This is a genomic window from Microcoleus sp. CAWBG27 (assembly GCF_020883145.1).
Classification (GTDB): Bacteria; Cyanobacteriota; Cyanobacteriia; order Cyanobacteriales; family Microcoleaceae; genus Microcoleus.
Genome location: NZ_JAHREU010000082.1, coordinates 1 through 19,692 on the forward strand (window position 1 = coordinate 1; position 19,692 = coordinate 19,692).

18 protein-coding genes are annotated in these 19,692 nt (G+C 45.7%); 8 read left to right on the plus strand and 10 right to left on the minus strand.

Annotation, left to right across the window (positions count from 1 at the left end):
• Window positions 1-80: 80 nt before the first annotated feature.
• Window positions 81-215, minus strand: a complete 135-nt coding sequence (locus tag QZ938_RS29165; RefSeq protein WP_367181876.1) for a helix-turn-helix domain-containing protein — start codon at window positions 213-215, stop codon at window positions 81-83.
• Between the two features lie 135 nt (window positions 216-350).
• Window positions 351-1,283 (minus strand): phosphatidate cytidylyltransferase, encoded by a 933-nt coding sequence (locus tag QZ938_RS29170; RefSeq protein WP_293147748.1) that lies wholly within the window; start codon window positions 1,281-1,283, stop codon window positions 351-353.
• A 3-nt stretch (window positions 1,284-1,286) separates the two neighbouring features.
• Here QZ938_RS29170 and QZ938_RS29175 point away from each other — a divergent pair, with 3 nt between their 5' ends.
• Both QZ938_RS29175 and QZ938_RS29180 read left to right on the plus strand, forming a co-directional pair.
• A complete protein-coding gene (locus QZ938_RS29175) occupies window positions 1,287-1,433 on the plus strand; it encodes a hypothetical protein (RefSeq protein WP_293147746.1) in 147 nt (48 codons plus the stop codon).
• Window positions 1,434-1,737: 304 nt separating this feature from the next.
• On the plus strand, window positions 1,738-1,890 hold the full coding sequence (locus tag QZ938_RS29180; RefSeq protein ID WP_293353720.1) for a hypothetical protein: 153 nt from the start codon (window positions 1,738-1,740) through the stop codon (window positions 1,888-1,890).
• 148 nt (window positions 1,891-2,038) lie between these two features.
• On the opposite strand, the gene cbiT is transcribed toward QZ938_RS29180, so the two are convergent.
• Window positions 2,039-2,632: a precorrin-6Y C5,15-methyltransferase subunit CbiT gene (cbiT, locus tag QZ938_RS29185; protein WP_293147744.1), complete on the minus strand. Its 594-nt coding sequence runs from the start codon at window positions 2,630-2,632 to the stop codon at window positions 2,039-2,041.
• Window positions 2,633-2,732: 100 nt separating this feature from the next.
• The gene (locus QZ938_RS29190; RefSeq protein WP_293353718.1) at window positions 2,733-4,271 is read right to left on the minus strand and encodes an aminotransferase class I/II-fold pyridoxal phosphate-dependent enzyme; all 1,539 of its coding nucleotides are present in this window, start codon (window positions 4,269-4,271) and stop codon (window positions 2,733-2,735) included.
• Between the two features lie 554 nt (window positions 4,272-4,825).
• Between QZ938_RS29190 and QZ938_RS29195 the strand changes: the two genes are divergently transcribed.
• The 3 genes from QZ938_RS29195 to QZ938_RS29205 all read left to right on the plus strand — a co-directional run bounded on the left by QZ938_RS29195 (window position 4,826) and on the right by QZ938_RS29205 (window position 6,834).
• Window positions 4,826-5,080, plus strand: coding sequence for a gamma-aminobutyric acid A receptor, epsilon-like protein (locus QZ938_RS29195; protein WP_293147740.1), 255 nt, complete (start codon window positions 4,826-4,828; stop codon window positions 5,078-5,080).
• Window positions 5,081-5,350: 270 nt separating this feature from the next.
• A complete protein-coding gene (gene ychF / locus QZ938_RS29200; RefSeq protein WP_293147738.1) occupies window positions 5,351-6,442 on the plus strand; it encodes a redox-regulated ATPase YchF in 1,092 nt (363 codons plus the stop codon).
• A gap of 26 nt (window positions 6,443-6,468) precedes the next feature.
• Window positions 6,469-6,834, plus strand: a complete 366-nt coding sequence (locus tag QZ938_RS29205; protein ID WP_293147768.1) for a phage holin family protein — start codon at window positions 6,469-6,471, stop codon at window positions 6,832-6,834.
• A gap of 413 nt (window positions 6,835-7,247) precedes the next feature.
• Here QZ938_RS29205 and QZ938_RS29210 read toward each other — a convergent pair whose 3' ends face one another.
• The 3 genes from QZ938_RS29210 to QZ938_RS29220 all read right to left on the minus strand — a co-directional run bounded on the left by QZ938_RS29210 (window position 7,248) and on the right by QZ938_RS29220 (window position 9,400).
• A complete protein-coding gene (locus QZ938_RS29210) occupies window positions 7,248-7,679 on the minus strand; it encodes an NUDIX domain-containing protein (RefSeq protein ID WP_363318889.1) in 432 nt (143 codons plus the stop codon).
• A gap of 135 nt (window positions 7,680-7,814) precedes the next feature.
• Window positions 7,815-8,267 carry a DUF3531 family protein gene (locus QZ938_RS29215; protein ID WP_293147735.1) on the minus strand — a complete coding sequence of 151 codons (453 nt, stop codon included), beginning with the start codon at window positions 8,265-8,267 and terminating at the stop codon, window positions 7,815-7,817.
• A 116-nt stretch (window positions 8,268-8,383) separates the two neighbouring features.
• Window positions 8,384-9,400: a Sll0314/Alr1548 family TPR repeat-containing protein gene (locus QZ938_RS29220; protein ID WP_293147733.1), complete on the minus strand. Its 1,017-nt coding sequence runs from the start codon at window positions 9,398-9,400 to the stop codon at window positions 8,384-8,386.
• A 392-nt stretch (window positions 9,401-9,792) separates the two neighbouring features.
• Here QZ938_RS29220 and QZ938_RS29225 point away from each other — a divergent pair, with 392 nt between their 5' ends.
• Together QZ938_RS29225 and rsmG are read left to right on the plus strand one after the other, a co-directional pair.
• Entirely contained in the window at window positions 9,793-10,464 is a 672-nt protein-coding gene (locus tag QZ938_RS29225) for an ABC transporter ATP-binding protein (RefSeq protein ID WP_293147764.1), read from the plus strand.
• A gap of 134 nt (window positions 10,465-10,598) precedes the next feature.
• Window positions 10,599-11,324 (plus strand): 16S rRNA (guanine(527)-N(7))-methyltransferase RsmG, encoded by a 726-nt coding sequence (gene rsmG / locus QZ938_RS29230; protein ID WP_363318886.1) that lies wholly within the window; start codon window positions 10,599-10,601, stop codon window positions 11,322-11,324.
• A 58-nt stretch (window positions 11,325-11,382) separates the two neighbouring features.
• Here rsmG and QZ938_RS29235 read toward each other — a convergent pair whose 3' ends face one another.
• The 3 genes from QZ938_RS29235 to rpiA form a co-directional block, all read right to left on the minus strand.
• The gene (locus QZ938_RS29235) at window positions 11,383-12,138 is read right to left on the minus strand and encodes a Fe-Mn family superoxide dismutase (protein WP_293147731.1); all 756 of its coding nucleotides are present in this window, start codon (window positions 12,136-12,138) and stop codon (window positions 11,383-11,385) included.
• Between the two features lie 378 nt (window positions 12,139-12,516).
• The gene (locus tag QZ938_RS29240) at window positions 12,517-13,662 is read right to left on the minus strand and encodes an aldo/keto reductase (protein ID WP_293353716.1); all 1,146 of its coding nucleotides are present in this window, start codon (window positions 13,660-13,662) and stop codon (window positions 12,517-12,519) included.
• A gap of 226 nt (window positions 13,663-13,888) precedes the next feature.
• Complete coding sequence (gene rpiA, locus QZ938_RS29245) at window positions 13,889-14,605, minus strand: ribose-5-phosphate isomerase RpiA (protein ID WP_293147727.1); 717 nt, start codon at window positions 14,603-14,605, stop codon at window positions 13,889-13,891.
• Between the two features lie 592 nt (window positions 14,606-15,197).
• Between rpiA and QZ938_RS29250 the strand changes: the two genes are divergently transcribed.
• The gene (locus QZ938_RS29250) at window positions 15,198-19,646 is read left to right on the plus strand and encodes a tetratricopeptide repeat protein (protein ID WP_293353714.1); all 4,449 of its coding nucleotides are present in this window, start codon (window positions 15,198-15,200) and stop codon (window positions 19,644-19,646) included.
• Window positions 19,647-19,692: the final 46 nt, after the last annotated feature.

The following is a 19,692-nucleotide window of genomic DNA, read 5'->3' on the forward strand; positions in this document are numbered from 1 at the left end:
CTAACTGGGTGATGCGATAATTGCACAGATTTCTGGGTGTTTTTACTCACTATTATCTCGGATAATTCACTTTTACCCCCTCAAGCAGTGTATGTGCCAGTTGGGGGTGCGGAATGTGGGTTATAAACGCCACGACAGATCTCAAGCCAAGACCCCATGCGGAGTTCTTGCGGCTGTGATGGGTAAACGCGGTACTGGTAATTCATCGTAAACATGCCCTTATGATAGCATATTTAAGTAGACTTGCGGCATTACTTAAATGCTCAACTCAGGGGTATCGAACCCCGTCGTAGGAGCGCGGGATGTCCGTGTATCCCAAGGCTCACCTGGGTACAGGTAGAGCGCGGGACTTACAGCCTCCCGAACCCACCATTAGTTAAAAAAGAGTCGATCGCGGGCAATAGCAAAGTCACAAAATAGTAGACTAAGGGTGCAGTAAAAACATAACTGTCAGTGCGATCGAGAATGCCGCCGTGACCGGGGATCAACTGCCCGGAATCCTTCACACCGGCGTCTCGTTTCATCATCGACTCAGTTAAATCTCCCAACAAGCTAGCAACGCCAATCAACAGACCAAAAGCTGCCCCAGTATACGGCCACCCCGGCCATTGTAAATACCAAGACCCGGCGGCGGCCACGGCGATACTGCCGCAAACTCCAAATACGGCACCCTCAACAGTTTTTTTCGGGCTGATGTGGGAGAGGCTAGTGCGGCCGAAGAATTTGCCGACAAAATAAGCGCCAATGTCAGCGGCCCAGATGCAGAGGAAAGCCAGCAGCAGCGAAGTCAATCCTAGAGATATGTTGCTGGAACTTGTCCAAGACTGGGACGAGTAAATATTAACAGGCAAATTGCTTGCTACTACTTGCGAAAATTGGGTGGTAGCGAGATTGGCTGGATCGAGTCCGACTCGCAGCCGTACCCAATAGCTGGGCAAATAACCGCCGTAGAACAATCCTAAAATTGAGGAGGCAATATCGGCGATCGTCGATAATTTAGGTTGGAATAACAGGTAGAAACAGATTAAGGTTCCGGCTAAGGGGAACATGGCGTCTACGAGTTGAGGCGCCAGGGCGGCAGTAATTAGCAGGGCTTGACTGACAACTAAGGTAGTTTTGGCAGCGGGTGCAATGCCTTTAGCCCGGGCTAATTGAAAATATTCCAATTGACCTAGGTACACGATGACGCCAAAGCCGAGGGTGAAGTACCATCCCCCCATAATAATCATTCCCAAAGCAAGGACGATCGCAACTATTCCACTCAGGATACGAGACCAAGGCATAAAATGAATTTCTCTTGCAGATGGCTGTGGGTGATTCGATTTGGGATTTGGGATTTGGGATTTTCGATTGTGTTAGCTAGTTCGGCGGGAATCCCCACACCAAACGAAGCGTTTCGCGCGTGGATGAAAGCCAGGGCGTTGACGAGTTGAGGCTTTGAACAATACGAAACGCAGTTGAGTGAGAGATTAGCCTCGACGAGGAAACGCCAATCTTTTGTGCAATCAACGACCGTGGTAAAATTAGGACATCTGAACCATGACAACAAGGTATGGGGTTGTAGACCTGAATCGCGGTCTACGTAAAACTTTGTGCGAAATAGGTTGAACATACGTTTCGATTTCGATTTGTACTTGTTCAAAGTGGGGCTGGACGTGTTCCTCACTCTAAAACGCCGTAGAGGGAAACCATTGGAGTACCTCGAAGGAAGATCTCGATATCCTTAACAGGACTCAGATGCCCACAACATACCGTTTACGGTTGGTGTGGGAGCGTCACGAGACGAGTTCTTACCTTGCACTGCCAACCCACATCCCCCATCGGCGATCGAAATATCTCAAGTCAGGCGGTCTATCCAGCTATGCTCGCCCTTTTTATTATGAAGGTTAACGGGACTTAAAAAAGGTTAAGAATTACATTTGGGAATCGGGAATGGGGCATGGGGCATTGGGCATCGGGCATCGGCCAAAGAGGGTATTGGAATAGCTTCTTCCCTCTTCCCTCTTCCTTCTTCCTTCTTCCTTCTTCCTTCTTCCTTCTAATCCAACTTTTCACCGCTGAGAATAAAGATGGGATTGACGGCGGCAAAGGTTTGACTCAAGCCGCGAGTCTCCAAGCGGTTGACGGCGGACTGGACTACCTCGATGTTGCGGACTTGCAACTCGGCGAAGCTTTCGGAAAGGGCGTAAAGATTCTCTAAATTCGATGCTGTGGCGACAACTCGACCCTGTGGTCGCAAGTGTCGCCAGACTTCCTTGAGAATCATTTTAATCGGGCGCCCTCCTTCGATGCAGACTCGGTGGGGGTGTTCGGGGAGATTTTCGAGGCATTCAGGGGCGCTACCTTCGATGACTTCTACGTTTTTGATCTCGAATCGATCGCAATTTCGGCGAATCAAGCTTGCTACTTCTTCATCCCTTTCGATGGCGATAATGCGACCTTTGGGACACAGCAAACCTGTTTCTACGGCGATGGTACCAGTACCTGCACCGATGTCCCACACCACTGAATCTGCTTGCAGCCGCAGGTGGGAGAGTAACAGCAGTCGGACTTCTCGCTTACTCATGGGAATTCCCGGTAAACGTTCAAATAAATCGTCTGGGATACCAGGAGTGACGTAGGGCCAAAGCATAGTTGTATTTTAAATTAAAGGCAGTTGGCAGTTGGCAGTTGGCAGTTGGCAACCCCAAGGGGGGAAAACAGGATCTCTTAATTTCCCATCTCCCTCATATTTACTGTCGCACAACCTTGAGAGTTTGGAGGCGAGGATCGCTGCAACCTGTGATTTTTCCGCCATCGGCAAGAATCTGTTGCAGGTATTCAAGGGCTTGTGGGGTAATGATTTCACCGGGCATCAAAACGGGTATTCCTGGCGGGTAGGGACAGATGAGTTCGGCGCTGAGTCGATCGACCGCTTTGTCTATTGCTACGGTTTCCGCTGGGGAAAAAAAGGCCTCGCGGGGGGAGAGAGAGGGAGGGGGAGAGGGGGAGAGTGGGGGAATGGGGGAGTGGGAGAGGGGAAGAGGGGAAAAATCTTGGTTGTTGCTTGTTGCTTCTTCCTGCAATATCCATCCGTTAAATCCCGCACATTGCTCGTTGCCGAACTTGCTTCTTTCTGCTAAAAGCGTCAAAGCTTTAACTAGATTGTCAATATCTGTTTCTGTATTTCCCAAACTGATAATAAATGTTAAATGCTGCGGCATTGGCAATTCTGCGGTGACTCCGAGTTCCGAGTGTAGAATTTCATCAGCCGCAAATCCAGTAATTCCCAAGTCTGATACTTTTACGGTTAGCCTGGTTCTGTCTAGTGCGACAAAACCCGGCGTATTTAACGGTTCTAAAACTGATAAGCCGGGAATTTGACTAATGTGCGATCGCGCTTTTGCTGCTAAATCTAAAGTTTGCATCATTAACTCCTTCCCGTGGATGGCGATTTGTTGGCGGGCGGCGTCTAATGATGCTAATAATAAGTAGCTGGGACTGGTGGATTGTACTAGCTGCAATGCTCTATTTAGTTTTGGGATATCTATCCTAGAACCCTTGACGTGCAACATCGATGCTTGAGTCATTGCACCGAGGGTTTTGTGGATTGATTGTACTGTTAAATCTGCCCCGGCTGATAGGGCCGGTTCTGGCAAGTTGGGATGGAAGTTAAAATGGGCGCCGTGGGCTTCGTCTACTAATAAGGGGATGTTGTATTGATGGGTAATTTTGGCGATCGCCCGCAAATCCCCGCAAACGCCGTGATAGGTTGGGTAGACGACCATTACTGCTTTTGCGTCGGAATGTTGTGCTAGGGCTGCTGCTGCTGCTTCTGGGGTGATGCTGTTGGCAATATCCCAATCCGAGTTGTACTCTGGATTGACAAAAATGGGAATTGCGCCGGATAAAATCAAACCAGAAATTGCCGATTGATGGATGTTTCGAGGCAAGATAATTTTATCTCCCGGGCCGCAAGTCGCGAGAAGGGCGGCGATAATTCCACAAGTCGAACCGTTTGCTAAAAACCTAGTATGTTCGGCGCCAAAAGCCTCAGCAGCTAAATTTTGAGCTTCGTCAATTACGCCCTCTGGGTTGAAGAGATTGTCTAATTCTGGCAATTCCGGTAAGTCCGATCGAAATACTGCGGCACCGAATAAGTCAACTAACGGCTGAGATATTCCTTGTCCGCGTTTGTGTCCGGGGGCGTAAAATGGGGAATGAGGGTGATTTGTGCGATCGCGCAGCGCATCTAATAGGGGAGTTTGTTGTTGAGAGTTTGGTGGTGGCACACTTATATAGCCTTTCTCAGAAAGATCAAGTAGTCGTGGGCATAGGCCAAACCGGGCATAGGCCAAACCGGGCATAGGGCATAGGCCAAACCGGGCATAGGGCATAGGCCAAACCGGGCATAGGCCAAACCGGGCATAGGCCAAACCGGGCATAGGGCATAGCTCATTTTTTCGAGAACCGCTATACCATTTGAGATTTGAGATTTGAGATTTGAGATTGGGGATGACTCACTGGATCTGGCTTGGGATATTCCCTAATAATCAAGGCATAATTTTAGGCGGACATAACAGTTAATTTTCGGTATTTAGATAGATGTGTTAGGCGCTGTTTTAATTTTAATATAATAGACTCGCTCATACATATTTGATTGAGAGTTCAACCGCAGATGAAGACAGATAGACGCAAATATACGCAGATAAATTTAAGGTCTTTTTCAAGTCTGTCAACTCTAATTAACCAATACCACAAATCGGTTGTTTTTGTTTTAAAAGATAACTGGAATTGGTGACCAATTGTTTTTTTAACATCTCTATTAGCTGAGCTAAACACTAACATGATTTATCCCACTCCCGATCCGCTTCCAGGCCCGCAAATTCCCGGTACTGAACCCGGGCTGCCGGGGATTCCTTCATCGCCACCGATGCCGGGCCCTGGGCCCGTACCCGAACCGATTCCCAGCCCCGTACCAGAACCGGTACCTGCGCCAATTCCGCAGCCAATTCCTGAACCGGTGCCGGAAACTGTACCTTTTCCGATTCCTCAAACAGTTCCGGGGCCTATTCCTCAGACAATCCCTGAACCAATCTAAAATAATGTTTTAGTGCTTCGGGAAGTTTAACAGAATTTGTGAGGTCGATCGCCCAAACCGAGTTTCTTGCAAGTCCCCAATTTGTTGATAAATAAGGGACAGGGACAGGTTTCGGGCGATCGCTTTTTTGGGAAACCACTTGTGAACCGTTAAGCCATCTACCTCAAGTTAGATATTTAGCCGAACACAGGCTTGAGATTTGGGGTGGCTTGTCCAATATATTGCGGATACTTATGATATTTTGAAACAGTGATATGTTTCTAAATAGCTATGCTTACTGCCGGAATTGTCGGACTGCCTAATGTTGGCAAATCTACTCTGTTTAATGCTTTGGTGGCTAATGCCAAGGCGACTGCTGCTAATTTTCCTTTTTGTACGATCGAGCCAAATACGGGTATCGTGGCAGTACCCGACGAACGGTTGAAGGTGCTGAGCAATATTTCCAATTCTGTGCAAACTGTGCCAACGCGGATGGAGTTTGTCGATATTGCAGGTTTGGTGAAGGGTGCGAGTCAGGGGGAAGGGCTGGGAAATCAGTTTTTGTCTCACATTCGGGCTGTAGATGCGATCGTCCATGTTGTCCGCTGTTTTGACAATGATGATATCATCCACGTTTCCGGTTCTGTCGATCCCCAGCGAGATATTGACATTATCAATCTCGAACTGATTTTAGCAGATTTAGCTCAAATTGAACGCCGGCTCGATCGCACTCGCAAACAAGCTCGCAACAACAAGGAAGCTCAAGCAGAAGTAAACGTGCTTGAAAAATTGGTTGTAGTTTTGAATGCAGAAAAACCAGTACGCCAGTCCAGTTTAACTGACGAAGAAGCAGAATTAGTTAAAGGTTTAGAATTGTTAACAAACAAGCCGATCATCTATGCGGCGAACGTGTCTGAAGACGATTTGGGAACCGGAAATAGCTATGTCGAACAAGTCCGGGAAATAGCAGCTAAAGAAAATGCTAAGGTTGTCATAGTTTCGGCGCAAGTTGAGTCAGAATTGGTAGAGCTACCAGAGGAAGAACGGTCTGATTTTTTAGAATCTCTGGGGGTAACAGAAGGTGGCTTAAAATCTTTGATTCGAGCTACTTACGAATTATTGGGTTTGCGGACTTATTTCACTAGCGGGCCCAAGGAAACTCGCGCTTGGACGATTATCGCGGGAATGTTAGCGCCACAAGCTGCGGGGGTGATTCACTCTGATTTTGAGCGGGGTTTCATCCGGGCCGAAACTGTAGCTTATGAAGATTTGGTGGCTACGGGCGCAATGAATGCAGCTAAGGAAAAAGGCTTAGTTCGCAGTGAAGGAAAAGAGTATGTTGTACAAGAGGGGGATGTGCTGTTGTTCCGATTTAATGTTTAGTCTTTTAAGGAGATAAGCACGTGCACATAGATATCGTTTCGCTGGTAATTGCTTGGTTGGTAACATCTGTGAGCTTTTTCATTATTTCCAAGTTACCCATAGGTGTAGATATTGACAGTTTTGGCAAAGCGATGGTTTCGGCGGCAGTTTTTGGATTGCTGAATGCTTTAGTGCGGCCAGTTTTTGTAGTTTTGGGCTTTCCAGCTTTGTTGGTAACTGTTGGTTTGTTTATGATTGTTATCAACGCTGCTATCTTTGGCTTGGCGGCTTGGCTAGTCGAAGGATTTAGATTGCGGTGGGGAATTTGGAGTGCTTTGCTTGGTGCTCTAGCCCTCGCTTTCATTAACTCTTTGCTGTATCAAGTTTTGGGTACGCTTCCCAGAGTAAGGTAGAGAAAGGTAACGCGGACAAAAATAAAGGGGGCGGGTTTATCTATTTTGTGAATTGTGGCAAAGTATTTGGGGTAAAACCCGCCTCTACTGCACATATTTTGAGTAAAAATTGCTTCTAATGTATGGGTGCATCTGGCGCAAGGCAAATATGTTTGTAGGGGCAAAGCATGACCTCCGTGAATATAAAATTATAACTAATAACTTATATGCGGTCATGCTTCTTCAGGCTTCAAAAACCAGATGCACCCTAATGTATAGCCTTTCTCAGAAAGATGAGGTATGACTATAAATGGAGTTTTTTATGCGACCTCGCTTACTATATAATAAGTATAAGAGGGCTCAAGCCCAACAACGTACCTTACTTTTTTGAGAACCGCTATATTTGCTTGTTGGGATTGGGAGTGATTTAGTTATCAATCTTCGCAATAGTCGAGAAAGCTTTCTGGAACTAGGCGCAATTCTTCCGAGCGAAATCGGTCAACAGGCATCCAAAAAGCGGTACATTTCAAGTTACCGTCTACAAAATCTAAACTTGCCAATTCATAGAATTTGGAGTCAACAAAATCGCACTGGTAGAGTTGTATTAATTCGTGTCCGGCTTGGCCATTAAAAATAAAGAAGTTTTCCAAACAAGCTAAATATTTGATATTTGTTAACTCGGCTTGAATTTCTTCTTTAAATTCTCTTTGCAAAGCGTCGATGCTATGTTCTCCGAATTCTACGCCGCCGCCGAGTGCTCGATACAATCTGTCTTGTTTTACCGGATCTTTGAATTGGGAAACGAAAATGCGATCGCCCGATCGAATCAATCCTAAAACAATTACACGAATTTTACCTTGCATAATGTAGCCATTCAGTCATCAGTTATCAATCATGAGATGTCTCCTAAAAATCCAGTCTGGAACAGGCAGGATGCCTGTTCCACAAGAATTATGAGAGATGTCTAGTCATTATCCGTATCATCCGTATCGTGCTAACGGTTAATTATCAGGCTCAAAACCCTCTCTTTTTCTCCTATTTTCAACGGGCCAATCTATATTTTCCCCGCCAATAATTAGTTCTTCAATAGTCACAAATTCTTTGCTGAGTTGCTGGAAAACATTAATTAAAACATCGATGCCGATAGCATCGCTAGTCCCCAAATCAAACCAGCAGCGAGCCCAAGAACCTTCATACTCCATTTCTCCCATATTGTGCATCAAAGCCATCATGCTTTGGTCGGCTCGATTAACATCGTAATCCATGTCACTAATATCTAAGCCTTCATCTTGAACTTGCAAATTTTCAGCATTAAATCCTCCCAGTTTTCCCAAAAAAAACCAAGAATCAAACACTTCTTCTACATACTGTTTTTCGCCGTTTGAAGGCACGTTGCTGAACTTCAGCCAAATCCACAAGTCAAAGGGATTAAATTCGCGAAACTCTACTTTCATCAATTTTTACTCTGGTTAATAACAACCGCCAACTGTCAACTAAGAGGGCAGGCCCGCACCATCCACTGCCCCTACAACTGTCAACTGTCAACTGTCAACTGTCAACTGTCAACTGTTTATAGTGGTGGTAAAGCCGTCGGCCCCCAGACTCCATCTGCATCTCTAATTTTATCGCGCATCGGGTCACAATCGCGAGATTTGCTGTCGAGACGGTTGCGGGTTTTGCACTGCTGAAAGAAGATTTCGGCTACTAAGCTGCGCGGTAGTTGGTCTGGTTTTGCTAAGGCGGCGTCGAAGTTTTTTCGGGCTTCCTCAAGTATGGTTTTGTTGTTGGATTGAGTCTTGGCTTGAGCAGATAAGACTTGTGCTTTGAGATAAAGGATTTCGGGGTTTGTGGGTGTTTCTGCTAGAGATTTGTTGGCAAATTCTAAAGCGCGATCGTATTTTTTTAAGTCTCGATAGCCTACGGCCATGCCGCGATAGGCTAAGTAGCGGGGCGAGGCTTTTTCTTCCAGTCGTTTAATGGCGTCGCTGGGGTTGGAAAAGGGTAGGTTTGAGGCTAACATTAAGTCCATGTAGCCTTTTAGCAGGTTGAGTTCTGGGTCGTTCGGCGCTATTTTTTCTGCTGCATCTAGGTATTGAAATACTACTCGCAGTTTGTTGAGTGCTTGGGGCGCGCCTTTGGCTGTTCCTTCTTTGGCTATGGCATTTGCTCCTTCTAGAAAGTGACCTGCTGCTGTGTAAATGTTGCCGCGCAAGGGGTTAGTCTTGGTCAATTTTTCGCCGACTTCGCGGGTTTTTTGAGCGTAGGTATTCATCGAGTTTAAGTCTTGCTCGATGTAGGATAATGAGGCTGCCATTGCATAGGCTAGGGGTTCGTTTGGTTCTGCTGATAGTGCTTGTTGAATTTGGGCTTTTGCTTGTTTGTAGTTTCCTTGCTGAAACATTGTTTTGAAGGCGGTTTCGGTGTTTGACCCGATCGCCTGCTGGTGAAGAGTGCGGAAGGGATCGCCGGCTACTGCGGAGTTTATGCAGATTCCCAGGGCGATCGCACTTCCACAGGCGATCGCCCGTACCGTCTGTTTGTAACTTAACATTTGCTTGCCCAGCGATGCTAAAGGGTTTTTCGTCATAGTCAATTCTCTCAATGAAATATACTGTAAACTAGAAACAATAGAGTTACGTTCTCAGACTATCGGGCCGCTAGCAAAAAAGAGTTAAATTTGCTTGATTTTTTATGGCTCTTGCGGTATATTTTAATAATGGGAGTGTGAATTCTAATATATATGAACGCACAGATTTCCATTATCAAAATATACCATAAAAAATGTCAATAATCAAACGCCAAGCCTGAAAAAAACGAAAATTTTGTAAAGATTTATGTAAAATAAATTTGGGCGATCGGCACCAGCCAGAAACAACCTTAACTATTAATAGCACAACCAGAAGCTGAGGGATACACGAGTCCCAATGCCCAATGCCCAATGCCCAATTCCCAATTCCCAATTCCCAACTACTTACGTTAATGCTTTATCTCAAAAACTTAGTCTATCATCCTACAGCCTGTCCGAATGCTATTTTGAAAAACATCAACTTAGAACTGCCATCGCAGCAAATGGGGCTGATAGTCGGCCGCAGCGGTTCTGGCAAAAGTACGCTCTTAGAAATCTTAGCAGGTTTAGCAGAAAAAACTAGCGGCGACATCCGCTGGCGCGAACAAGAATTAACACCGGAACACTTGCAACAGTTAGGAGGTTTAGTGTTCCAGTTTCCTGAAAGACATTTTTGTGGGGGGACAATTTTAGAAGAATTGCGACTGGGACATCCCGAATTGGGACAAGAACAAATTCACTCAGCGATGAAAGAAGTTGGGTTGGCACATTTGCCGCTGCGCGCTTCTCCCCACGCTTTAAGTGGCGGACAACAGCGCCGGGTGGCCCTGGCGGTGCAGCTAATTCGCCAGCCGCATTTGCTACTTTTGGACGAACCGACGGCGGGTTTGGATTGGTCGATGCGCCGACAGTTGGTAAGCTTGTTGGGTAAGTTAAAAAATCACTGGACTTTGTTGATTGTTACTCACGATGCTAGCGATTTATTGAGCGTTGCTGATAAGTTTTGGACGTTAGACCACGGGGATTTGCAGGAGGTCGATCGCGCGAAGTTAGAGGCTAAGGAAGCAAGTTGTGTAAGTCAGTAGGCAGTTTGTAGGGGCGGTGGATGGTGCGGGCCCGCCCTCTTAGTTGACAGTTGACAGTTGTGCGAGGTTAAGAAGTCGCAAACTTTGTCATTAGTTCTTTCGATGGTTATTAGAAGATGAACCAGACAGAAATTATGATGTTACCCCAAATGAATGAATTGTGGCAAAAAACGCTGAATTGGGAGCCCGATGAGTCGCAGCAGCAACAATTTCAGCGGCTTTATGAGTTAATTGTTGAAGGCAATCGTTCCTTGAATTTAACTCGAATTACTGAACCAGTCGAGTTTTGGGAAAAACATTTGTGGGATTCTCTGCGGGGAATTGCGAGATTGCTGCCGGTTAATCGCAATTCGGCGGAAAATAACGATTTTCCCGCTGAGTCGCCGTTTAAAGCGATCGATATCGGGACTGGTGCGGGTTTTCCGGGTTTGCCGATTGCGATCGCCCTACCGGATTTATCAGTCACTCTCCTGGATTCAACTCGCAAGAAAATTACTTTCTTGGAAACGGTTTTGCCGTCTTTAGGGATAAAAAATGCTACGACTTTGCTAGGCAGATCCGATGAAATTGCCCGACAACCGCAGCACAGACAAGCTTACGATATCGCATTTCTTAGGGCAGTGGGAGCAGCTTCTCTGTGCGCTAAATACGCGCTACCTTTCCTGAAAAACGGCGGTTTGGCGGTACTTTACCGGGGAAATTGGACGCTAGAGGAAGAGGAAGAGTTGCAAAGTGCGATCGAGCGTTTGGGCGGTACGCTTGAGTCAGTCGAATCATTCACCACGCCTGCGAGTCAGGGCGCGCGCCACTGCGTTTACTTGCGGAAAACTGTACAGCAGTTCGATCGCCCGATTCGCTAGCGGAAGCCATTTTAGATACAATAGCGGTTGAAACAACCGCCACTGTATCTTTGTTAAACTAACCGATCGCCTTTTCGTAGCGTTTGTTAATTTCCGCCCAATTAACCACGTTCCACCACGCTTTTAAGTAGTCTGCACGCAGGTTTTGGTATTTGAGATAATAAGCGTGTTCCCAAACATCATTACCCATAATGGGATAGTTGCCATCACTGAAAGGACTGTCTTGATTGCCAGTAGTTGTAATCTCAAGCTTGCCAGCTTTATTGCGAACTAGCCACACCCAGCCACTGCCAAAACGCTTAGTACCAGCCTCGTTGAACTTGGCTTTAAAATCCTCAACACTGCCGAAATTTTGCTTAATTGCTGTGGCAATTGCTCCTGTGGGTTCGCCGCCGCCTTTGGGACTCATGATTTCCCAAAACATAGTGTGATTGAGGTGTCCGCCGCCATTATTGCGTACAGTTGTGCGAATATCTTCCGGCACTTTGCTCAAATCTTTGAGCATATTTTCAACACTCACGTTTTTAAGATTCGGGTATTTATTGACAGCATCGTTGAGGTTTTTAACGTAAGCTGCGTGGTGTTTGTCGTGGTGAAATTGCATTGTCCGCGCGTCGATGTGCGGTTCTAAAGCGTTGTATTCGTAAGGCAGAGGCGGTAGTGTAAAAGGCCCGGGAGTTTGGGCTATTTTTGGGCTTTCTGGGGATGGACTTGCTTGCGCTACACTATTGCCTGACGCTTGGCAAGCACCTGCGGTAATAGCTCCGACGGTGGCTGTTAGCAAATACAAGAAATCTCGGCGTTGGAGTGTCATAAAAGATCCCTAAGTGAATTATTAACTGTTTTATCTCAGATTAAAGCAAAAGGGGAGAAAGTTTGGGAAAAAATTATATAGCCTTTTTTAGAAAGATGAGGTAGTCATATGACAGTTGACAGTTGACAGTTGACAGTTGACAGTTGACAAAAAGCGTTCGCTCTTCGGGGACAACACTAATGACTAATGACTAATGACTAATGACTAATAACCAATAACCAATAACTAATAACTACTGCCTTATCGCCCGAAAGGATGAGACGGATGGGTGATGTTGGTGAGAGCACCTCAAGTATAGGCTAAGGAGGTACGTGTACATAAGTCTCACGTGTTCCGGCTCACAAACCCGGTTTCTGTCTCGAAACCGGGTTTTTTCGATTATTCTTGGGATAAGCGCTGCACGGCTTCGCCTCCAAAAAGTCGATCGGCTTTTTGCAATATACTAGGAATTGTGGCAGCGTGGGGGCTGTGGGCGAGACAGCGGCGCAAGTCTAATTCGTTGAGGCGATTTGCTTTTTGGCCCGGAAACCAGTGACTGGCGTTACCTAAAAGGTTGTAGCGCATCTTGCAATAGTCGATCGCACCGTAAGCATTCGCCAAATTCCACAGCCACAAAATCACTCGAATGTTAACCTCTCCGGGAGTATTTTCGATAGTTGGCAAACCGAAGTCCCAAGTTTTAAACCAATCTTCTCCTAATTCATCAATTGCTGCCTTTTCCAGCCTTGCTAATATTGGCGGTAAAATTTCATCAGCTTTATCTAACAATTCTATAGTTTTCAAATGCTCGTTAAAATCTTCAGGTTTGGCTGCACCCAAACTCAAAGTGTGTACTTGCGGGTATGACAAACAAAACAAATCATTAAACACCATCGGACTCAGTGGATAGCACAAATCTACCAACTTTTGCGGCGGGTTGTAAAGTTGACCGCCTTTGTCGGAAGGACTGATAATAAAAACGCCCATGTCGTGACGTTTGGCAGCTTCAATTGCGGGCCAATTATTTTGATTGATGTAATACCAGTGCAAGTTCAGATAATCGAATTGATTGGTTGCAATGGTTTTGACAATCACATCCGTAGGGCCGTGAGTCGAAAAACCAATAAACCGAACTTTGCCTTCTGCTTGCAATTTTTTTGCCACATCCAAGCAGCCGCCCGGGCGCATAGAATCCTCTAGCAATTCCCAGGTATTAATGCCGTGTATGGAAAATAAATCGACATATTCTAGCTGTAAATAAGCTAAGGATTTATCAAATTCTTCGCGAAATGCCTCGGAGTTGGCTTGAGGACAAACTTTCGTTTGAACTATCAAGTTTTCGCGGGGAAACTTCGGGAAAATCCACCCCAACTGCATCTCTGAAGTGCCGTAACCGCGAGCAGTTTCTATGTGATTGATGCCGCATTCGATTGAGTAGCGAATTGTCGATTCTAGATTTTGTTGATTGTCTGGTGGAATTTCATTTGCTGGTACATCTTGCCATTTGTGGTGATATCTCATGCCGCCGCAGGAAAAGACGGGCATGGATAATTCTGTGCGGCCGAATCTGCGATATTGCACGATCAAAATAGAGATACGAATTTATATTATTATAGCAATTTTAAAGTGAGTGACGTGGGAATTGGAAATTGGTAAGATCGTTCCCTATTGATTACCATAACAAAAACCGTTCGTAGTGCGGACTTTAGTCCGCTCTTATGTTGCGGACTAAAGTCCGCACTACGAACGACCCTGACGCACCCTACAATAACTATTTAGAAATCTCGCGGACTGCGGGTTTGCCGTCCTTGATTTCGCCAACCAAAACTAAATCAGTACAGTTGACAAACAAGCCATTTTCTAACACGCCGGGAATGTTGTTCAAAGTCTTTTCTAATTCCGCAGGATTGTCAATGTTATCAAATTGAACGTCAATTACCATATTACCTTGGTCGGTAATTACCGGGCCTGCTTTTCTGATTCCCATGCGGAGTTCTGGTTTGCCACCCAATTTTTCAATGGCGCGAGTAACGGGGGTAATTGCCATCGGTATAACTTCGATGGGGACGCGAAAAGTCGAACCCAATTTATCTACCATTTTGGAACTGTCAACTACTACAATAAACTGAGCAGCAAGACAATCGACTACTTTTTCGCGGGTGTGGGCGGCGCCACCACCTTTAATTAAGTTGAGGTGCGGATCTACTTCGTCAGCGCCGTCAATGGCTACGTCAATTCTGTCAACTTCGTCGAGGGTTGCCAGCGGTACTCCGTACTGTTTGGCTAATACTTCTGATTGAAAGGATGTGGGAACTCCTTTGATATCTTTGAGTTCGCCTGATTTTATGCGATCGCCCAACGCTTGAATAGTATAAGCTGTAGTTGACCCCGTGCCGAGTCCGACAATCATACCAGATTTTACGCGATCGGCAGCAGCAAAGCCAACTTGCTGTTTCATCAATTTTACGGGGTCTTGTTCTGTGGTCATGTTCGGTAATCCTCAATAATTTTAAGATTATACCATTGATTATGGATTTTTTTAACCGCAGAGAACGCAGAGAACGCAGAGAGGAATCAGAAGGATAAGAGAGGGAAGTTGCAAATTATTTTAATTGGAAACTTCTCTCTTTCTTCTCTGTGTCCTCTGCGCCCTCTGCGGTGAAACAAAAAAATACAGTTCACAAATGGGCGGATAATTGCCACAATGAAATGGGAAATATAGATTTTTTTAACCACAGAGAACGCAGAGAACGCAGAGAGGAATCAGAAGGATAAGAGAGGGAAGTTGCAAATTATTTTAATTGGAAACTTCTCTCTTTCTTCTCTGTGTCCTCTGCGCCCTCTGCGGTTCAATAAAAAATACAGTTCACAAATCGGCGGATAATTGCCACAATGAAATGGGAAATATAGATTTATTTGACCACAGAGAACGCAGAGAACGCAGAGAGGAATCAGAAGGATAAGAGAGGGAAGTTGCAAATTATTTTAATTGGAAACTTCTCTCTTTCTTCTCTGTGTCCTCTGCGCCCTCTGCGGTTCAATAAAAAATACAGTTCACAAATCGGCGGATAATTGCCACAATGAAAATCGGATTTCTCGATACCTATACTTGGGATTACAATATTGAAACTCCTTACCGCGAACCTTTGGGCGGCACTCAGTCGGCTATTTGTTATTTAGCTGAGGCGTTGGCAGCCCTGGGAAATGAGGTATTTCTACTCAACAATACTTCCGAGTCGGGGATGTCGCGCGGTGTTGATTGCAGGCTGCGGGTGGCGGACAGTGCTAATTTGGAATTATTGCGATCGCTCGATTTTTTGGTTGTAGTCAATGTAGTCGGTAAAGCACTGGAAATTAAGCCGCTTTTGGGTCAACAAACTAAGTTGATTTTGTGGATTCATAACGAACCTGACTTTGTCTTTCTTGACGGTTTCAAGGATAAGCTAGAAATTAATGCTTGTGATGCTTTGGTTTTTGTCAGCGAGTGGCAGCGCCAGCAATTTCACACTCGTTTTGGGATTGACTCCAATCGCAGTTGTGTTTTAAGAAATGCGATCGCACCTTGTTTTGCTAACATTTTTGCCGATAATCTTTCGATCCAATCTCAAAAATCTCGACCGCCCATTCTAGCTTACACTAGCACTCCGTTTCGCGGACTGGATATTTTATTAAAAGTTTTTCCCGAAATTCGTCAAGCTGTCCCCGGAACCAGATTAAAAGTATTTTCTAGCATGAAAGTACACCAAATAGACGACAATGATAATCAGCTTTGTTTCGATGGACTTTACGAAGAGTGTCAGGAAATAGAAGGTGTCGAGTATGTCGGTTCTGTACCGCAACCCGAACTCGTCCGGCAACTGCGTTCTGTCGCGGTTTTAGCTTACCCGAATAGCTATCTGGAAACGTCATCTATTGCGGTGATGGAGGCGATGGCCAGCGGTTGCCGCATTGTGACGAGTGAATTGGCAGCTTTGCCGGAAACAACGGCTGGATTTGCGCGTCTAGTTTCCATGTCAGGGGTAAAAAATTTGACATCGGTCATTAATTGGAAGCGTGCAGGTACACCGGATTGGGAGGGATATACAAGGCGGTTTTTAGATGCGACAGTCGAAGTTTTAAAAGATTGTACGGGGGCGGGCAGTGCTACTGCTGAAACTTATCTGAGACAGCAGGTAGAATATATCAATCGAGGGTGTACTTGGTCTGTGCGAGCCCGAGAGTGGGTAGAATGGTTGAATAGTATTAGTGTAAAACCTTTAAGAGTGGCAGAGCAAATGATCCAAGAGTTTTTGGTGGATTTAGAATCAGCTCAAACATATTTTGTCAAGGGAAATCTCCTGAAAGATAGAGGAGTTCTCGGTGGCGCCATCGAGAATTATCAGAAAGCTTTAGAGTTGGATCCTAAAGATGCGGAAGTTCATAAAAAGTTGGCGGAAGTTTATGTTTTGCAAGGAGAATTCGATCGCGCGATCGCGCAATGCAACCTCGCCATCAAATTCCAACCGAATTTTGCTCCCGCTTACCTGACAGCGGGCAATGCCCTGCACGGCCAAAACCAGCTAGAAATGGCAATTAAAGCTTATTTGCAAGCTTTACAACTTCAGCCGAATTTAGCAGAAGCTAGTGCGAATCTCGGCAGTATGTATTACAAGTTAGGGCAATTAGAACAGGCGGCAAAGGCTTACGAACAAGCTCTTGCTATTAATCCCGGTTTGTGCTCGGTGAATTTGATGCTGGCTGGCGTTTTGCAGCAGCAAGGAAAGTTAGATGGGGCAATTGCTTGCTGCCAAAAAGTGCTGCTACTGCAACCGGAAAATGCCAGCGCGGCAGATAAAATATCCAGTTTAACCGCGCAAAAACAGCAAGAAACTACCGATAGCAAATTTCTCGCATTAGAAACAGAATCTGACGAACAACAACCAGTATCTGTCAGCAAAGATGAAGGCTATGGATTGCAGCCTTCGAGTATCAATTTGCCGCCAGCGCCCAATCCTGAAAATTTAAATACTCCGTTTACTAACCCTGCTGAAGTTTCCGAACAAGTTACCTCGCTGAATGTTCCAGATATCGCACAAGTTGCTAATTTTCAAGAAGTAGAACAGTACAAAAAACTGGCAGAAAACTTTTTAGTTAAGGGTAAAATTCAAGAGGCGATCGCAGCGTGCCACCAAGCTATCAAAATTCGACCTGATTACACCCATGCTTACGTAACTTTAGGCAATGCTTTGCAAGCGGTGGGTAAAATGGAAGCTGCGATTCGATCGTATTCTCAAGCTTTGGAATTGCAGCCAAATTTTGCGGAAGTGCGCGCCAATATCGGCAGTATGTATTTCAAAATGGATCGTTTGGAAGAGGCGATCGCCCATTACCAACAAGCCATTGCCCTGAGTCCAGATTTAGCGGGCGCTCACTGGAATTTAGGCAAAGTATATCACAAACACGGCAACATCGACGGTGCGATCGCCTGTTTTCAGAGAACATCCGAGCTCAACCCGCAGCTTGTCGGCGCCGACTTCCACTTCAACCTGGGAAACCGACTGTTTAGTCAAGGTAAGCGCGACGAAGCCATCGCAAGCTACCAAAAGGCGATCGCCATTAAACCAGATTGGGCAGAGGCCTATGGTAACATCGCCAGCGCGCGATCGCAGCAAGGAAATTTCGATGCTGCCATCATTGCATACCAGCAAGCTGTTGCTTTAAAACCCGAATTAGAAGTGCTGCACTTCAATTTAGCCAACTCTTTCATGCAGCAATACAACTACGAAGCAGCGATTGCCAATTATCAAAATACTCTAAAAATTAAGCCGGATTGGCCGGAAGTTCACGCAAACATCGGCAGTTGTTTGTCCATGCAGGGCAAGCTGGAAGAAGCATTAACCAGCTATCAGCAAGCTTTAGCCTTAAAACCGGATTGGGCAGAGGTTTACTGCCGGATGGGACACATTCAGAAACAAGATAAGCCGTTGGAGGCGATCGCATATTTTGAAAAGGCGATCGAATGCAACCCCAAATACAGCGAAGCCCACCAACAACTGTGCGACTTGCTAAGCCACTCCACCAACCTCGCCAGAGCCCGCAGCGTCGCCGACAAATACTGCGAATTCTGCGGTGAAAATGCCCCAGTCATGTCAGCCACAGCCTACGTCTTTTCTTACCTCCAATCAGGAGTCAGCAAACAGGCAATTGAGAAACTCGAAGAAATCGAACAACTCTGCTACGAAAAAGTCGAAACCTTTAGCGTTATCGAACTCAAACTGCTTTACGAAATCTTCCTGTTTGCAGTTTCCCACCTCCGAGACAACCGCGAAAAAAATGCCAGTTTTTACCGACTAATTGCCAAACAATACTACCAAAAAGCCGTCCCCCAGAGACAGCAAGGCAACCGAATCAAATCCGCAAATTATTTAACCAAACAACAGCCCTTAAAAATCGGCTTCCTTTCCAAACACTTCCGCCGCCACTCCGTAGGTTGGTGTAGCGAAGCCTTAATCCGCGAATTAAGCCGCATCACACCCCACGTTCATCTTTACGTGACAGGTAAACTCAACCGAGACGAAGTTACACAGCGGTTTGAAGAAATGGCAGGCAAGTTTTACTGGCCGAAAAAATATCCCAACGGTTTTGCTGACGGTGGCGAAATCTTCGCCGAAGTAGTCCAAGACGATTTGGATGTTCTAATAGACTTAGACTCGATGACAGTACCGACAAATGTCGAAGTATTGTACCAATATCCGGCGGGGATTTGCGTTTCTTGGTTGGGATTCGACGCGCCATACATTTCCGACAATCACTACTTTCTGTGCGACGAACACACTCACCCCCCAGGCGTTGACAAAAATTACTTAGAACAGTTAGTGAGATTGCCTAATTGTTCGGTAGCAATTGGCGAACTGCAAAGCATTCCTGTGAATCGAGAGGCGATTAGAAATGCCCTCGGGATTGGCTTGGATCAAATGGCTTATCTCTGTGTCGCTCCGGGTCGAAAAACTAATCCTGAAATGGTGCAAGCTCAAGTTAGAATACTTAAACAAGTACCAGATAGTATGTTGATTCGCAAAGGTCAAGGCGATCCGGATATAATTCATAGCACATACCGCGAAGAATGCGATATTCAGGGAGTAGATTTTGAACGGATTAAGTTTATCGGTCAAACCCGAAGTGAAGAAGAACATCGTGCTATTTATTATGTAGCCGACGTGTTGTTAGATTCCTATCCTTACAACGGCGGGACTCACAATTTAGAGGCTTTGTGGGCGAATTTGCCAGTAGTAACGAGATCCGGCGACCAATATCTTTCCCGAATGGGTTATGCTTTTCTCAAAAGTGCAAATCTAGATGTGGGTGCGGCTTGGACTTGGGAGGAATACACGCAGTGGGGAGTTAAGTTTGGGCGCGATGCTGGTTTGAGAAATGCGGTGAAAGAGCATTTAATTAAGTCTAAGCAGCCAGAAAATCTCGCGCCTTTGTGGAATCCTCAACAGTTAGCCCAAGATATGTATGAAGTGTTTCAAAAACTGTTAGCAAAATAGAATGGGAATTTGGTTTGTAGTGAGGACTTTAGTCCTTCTAAAATCT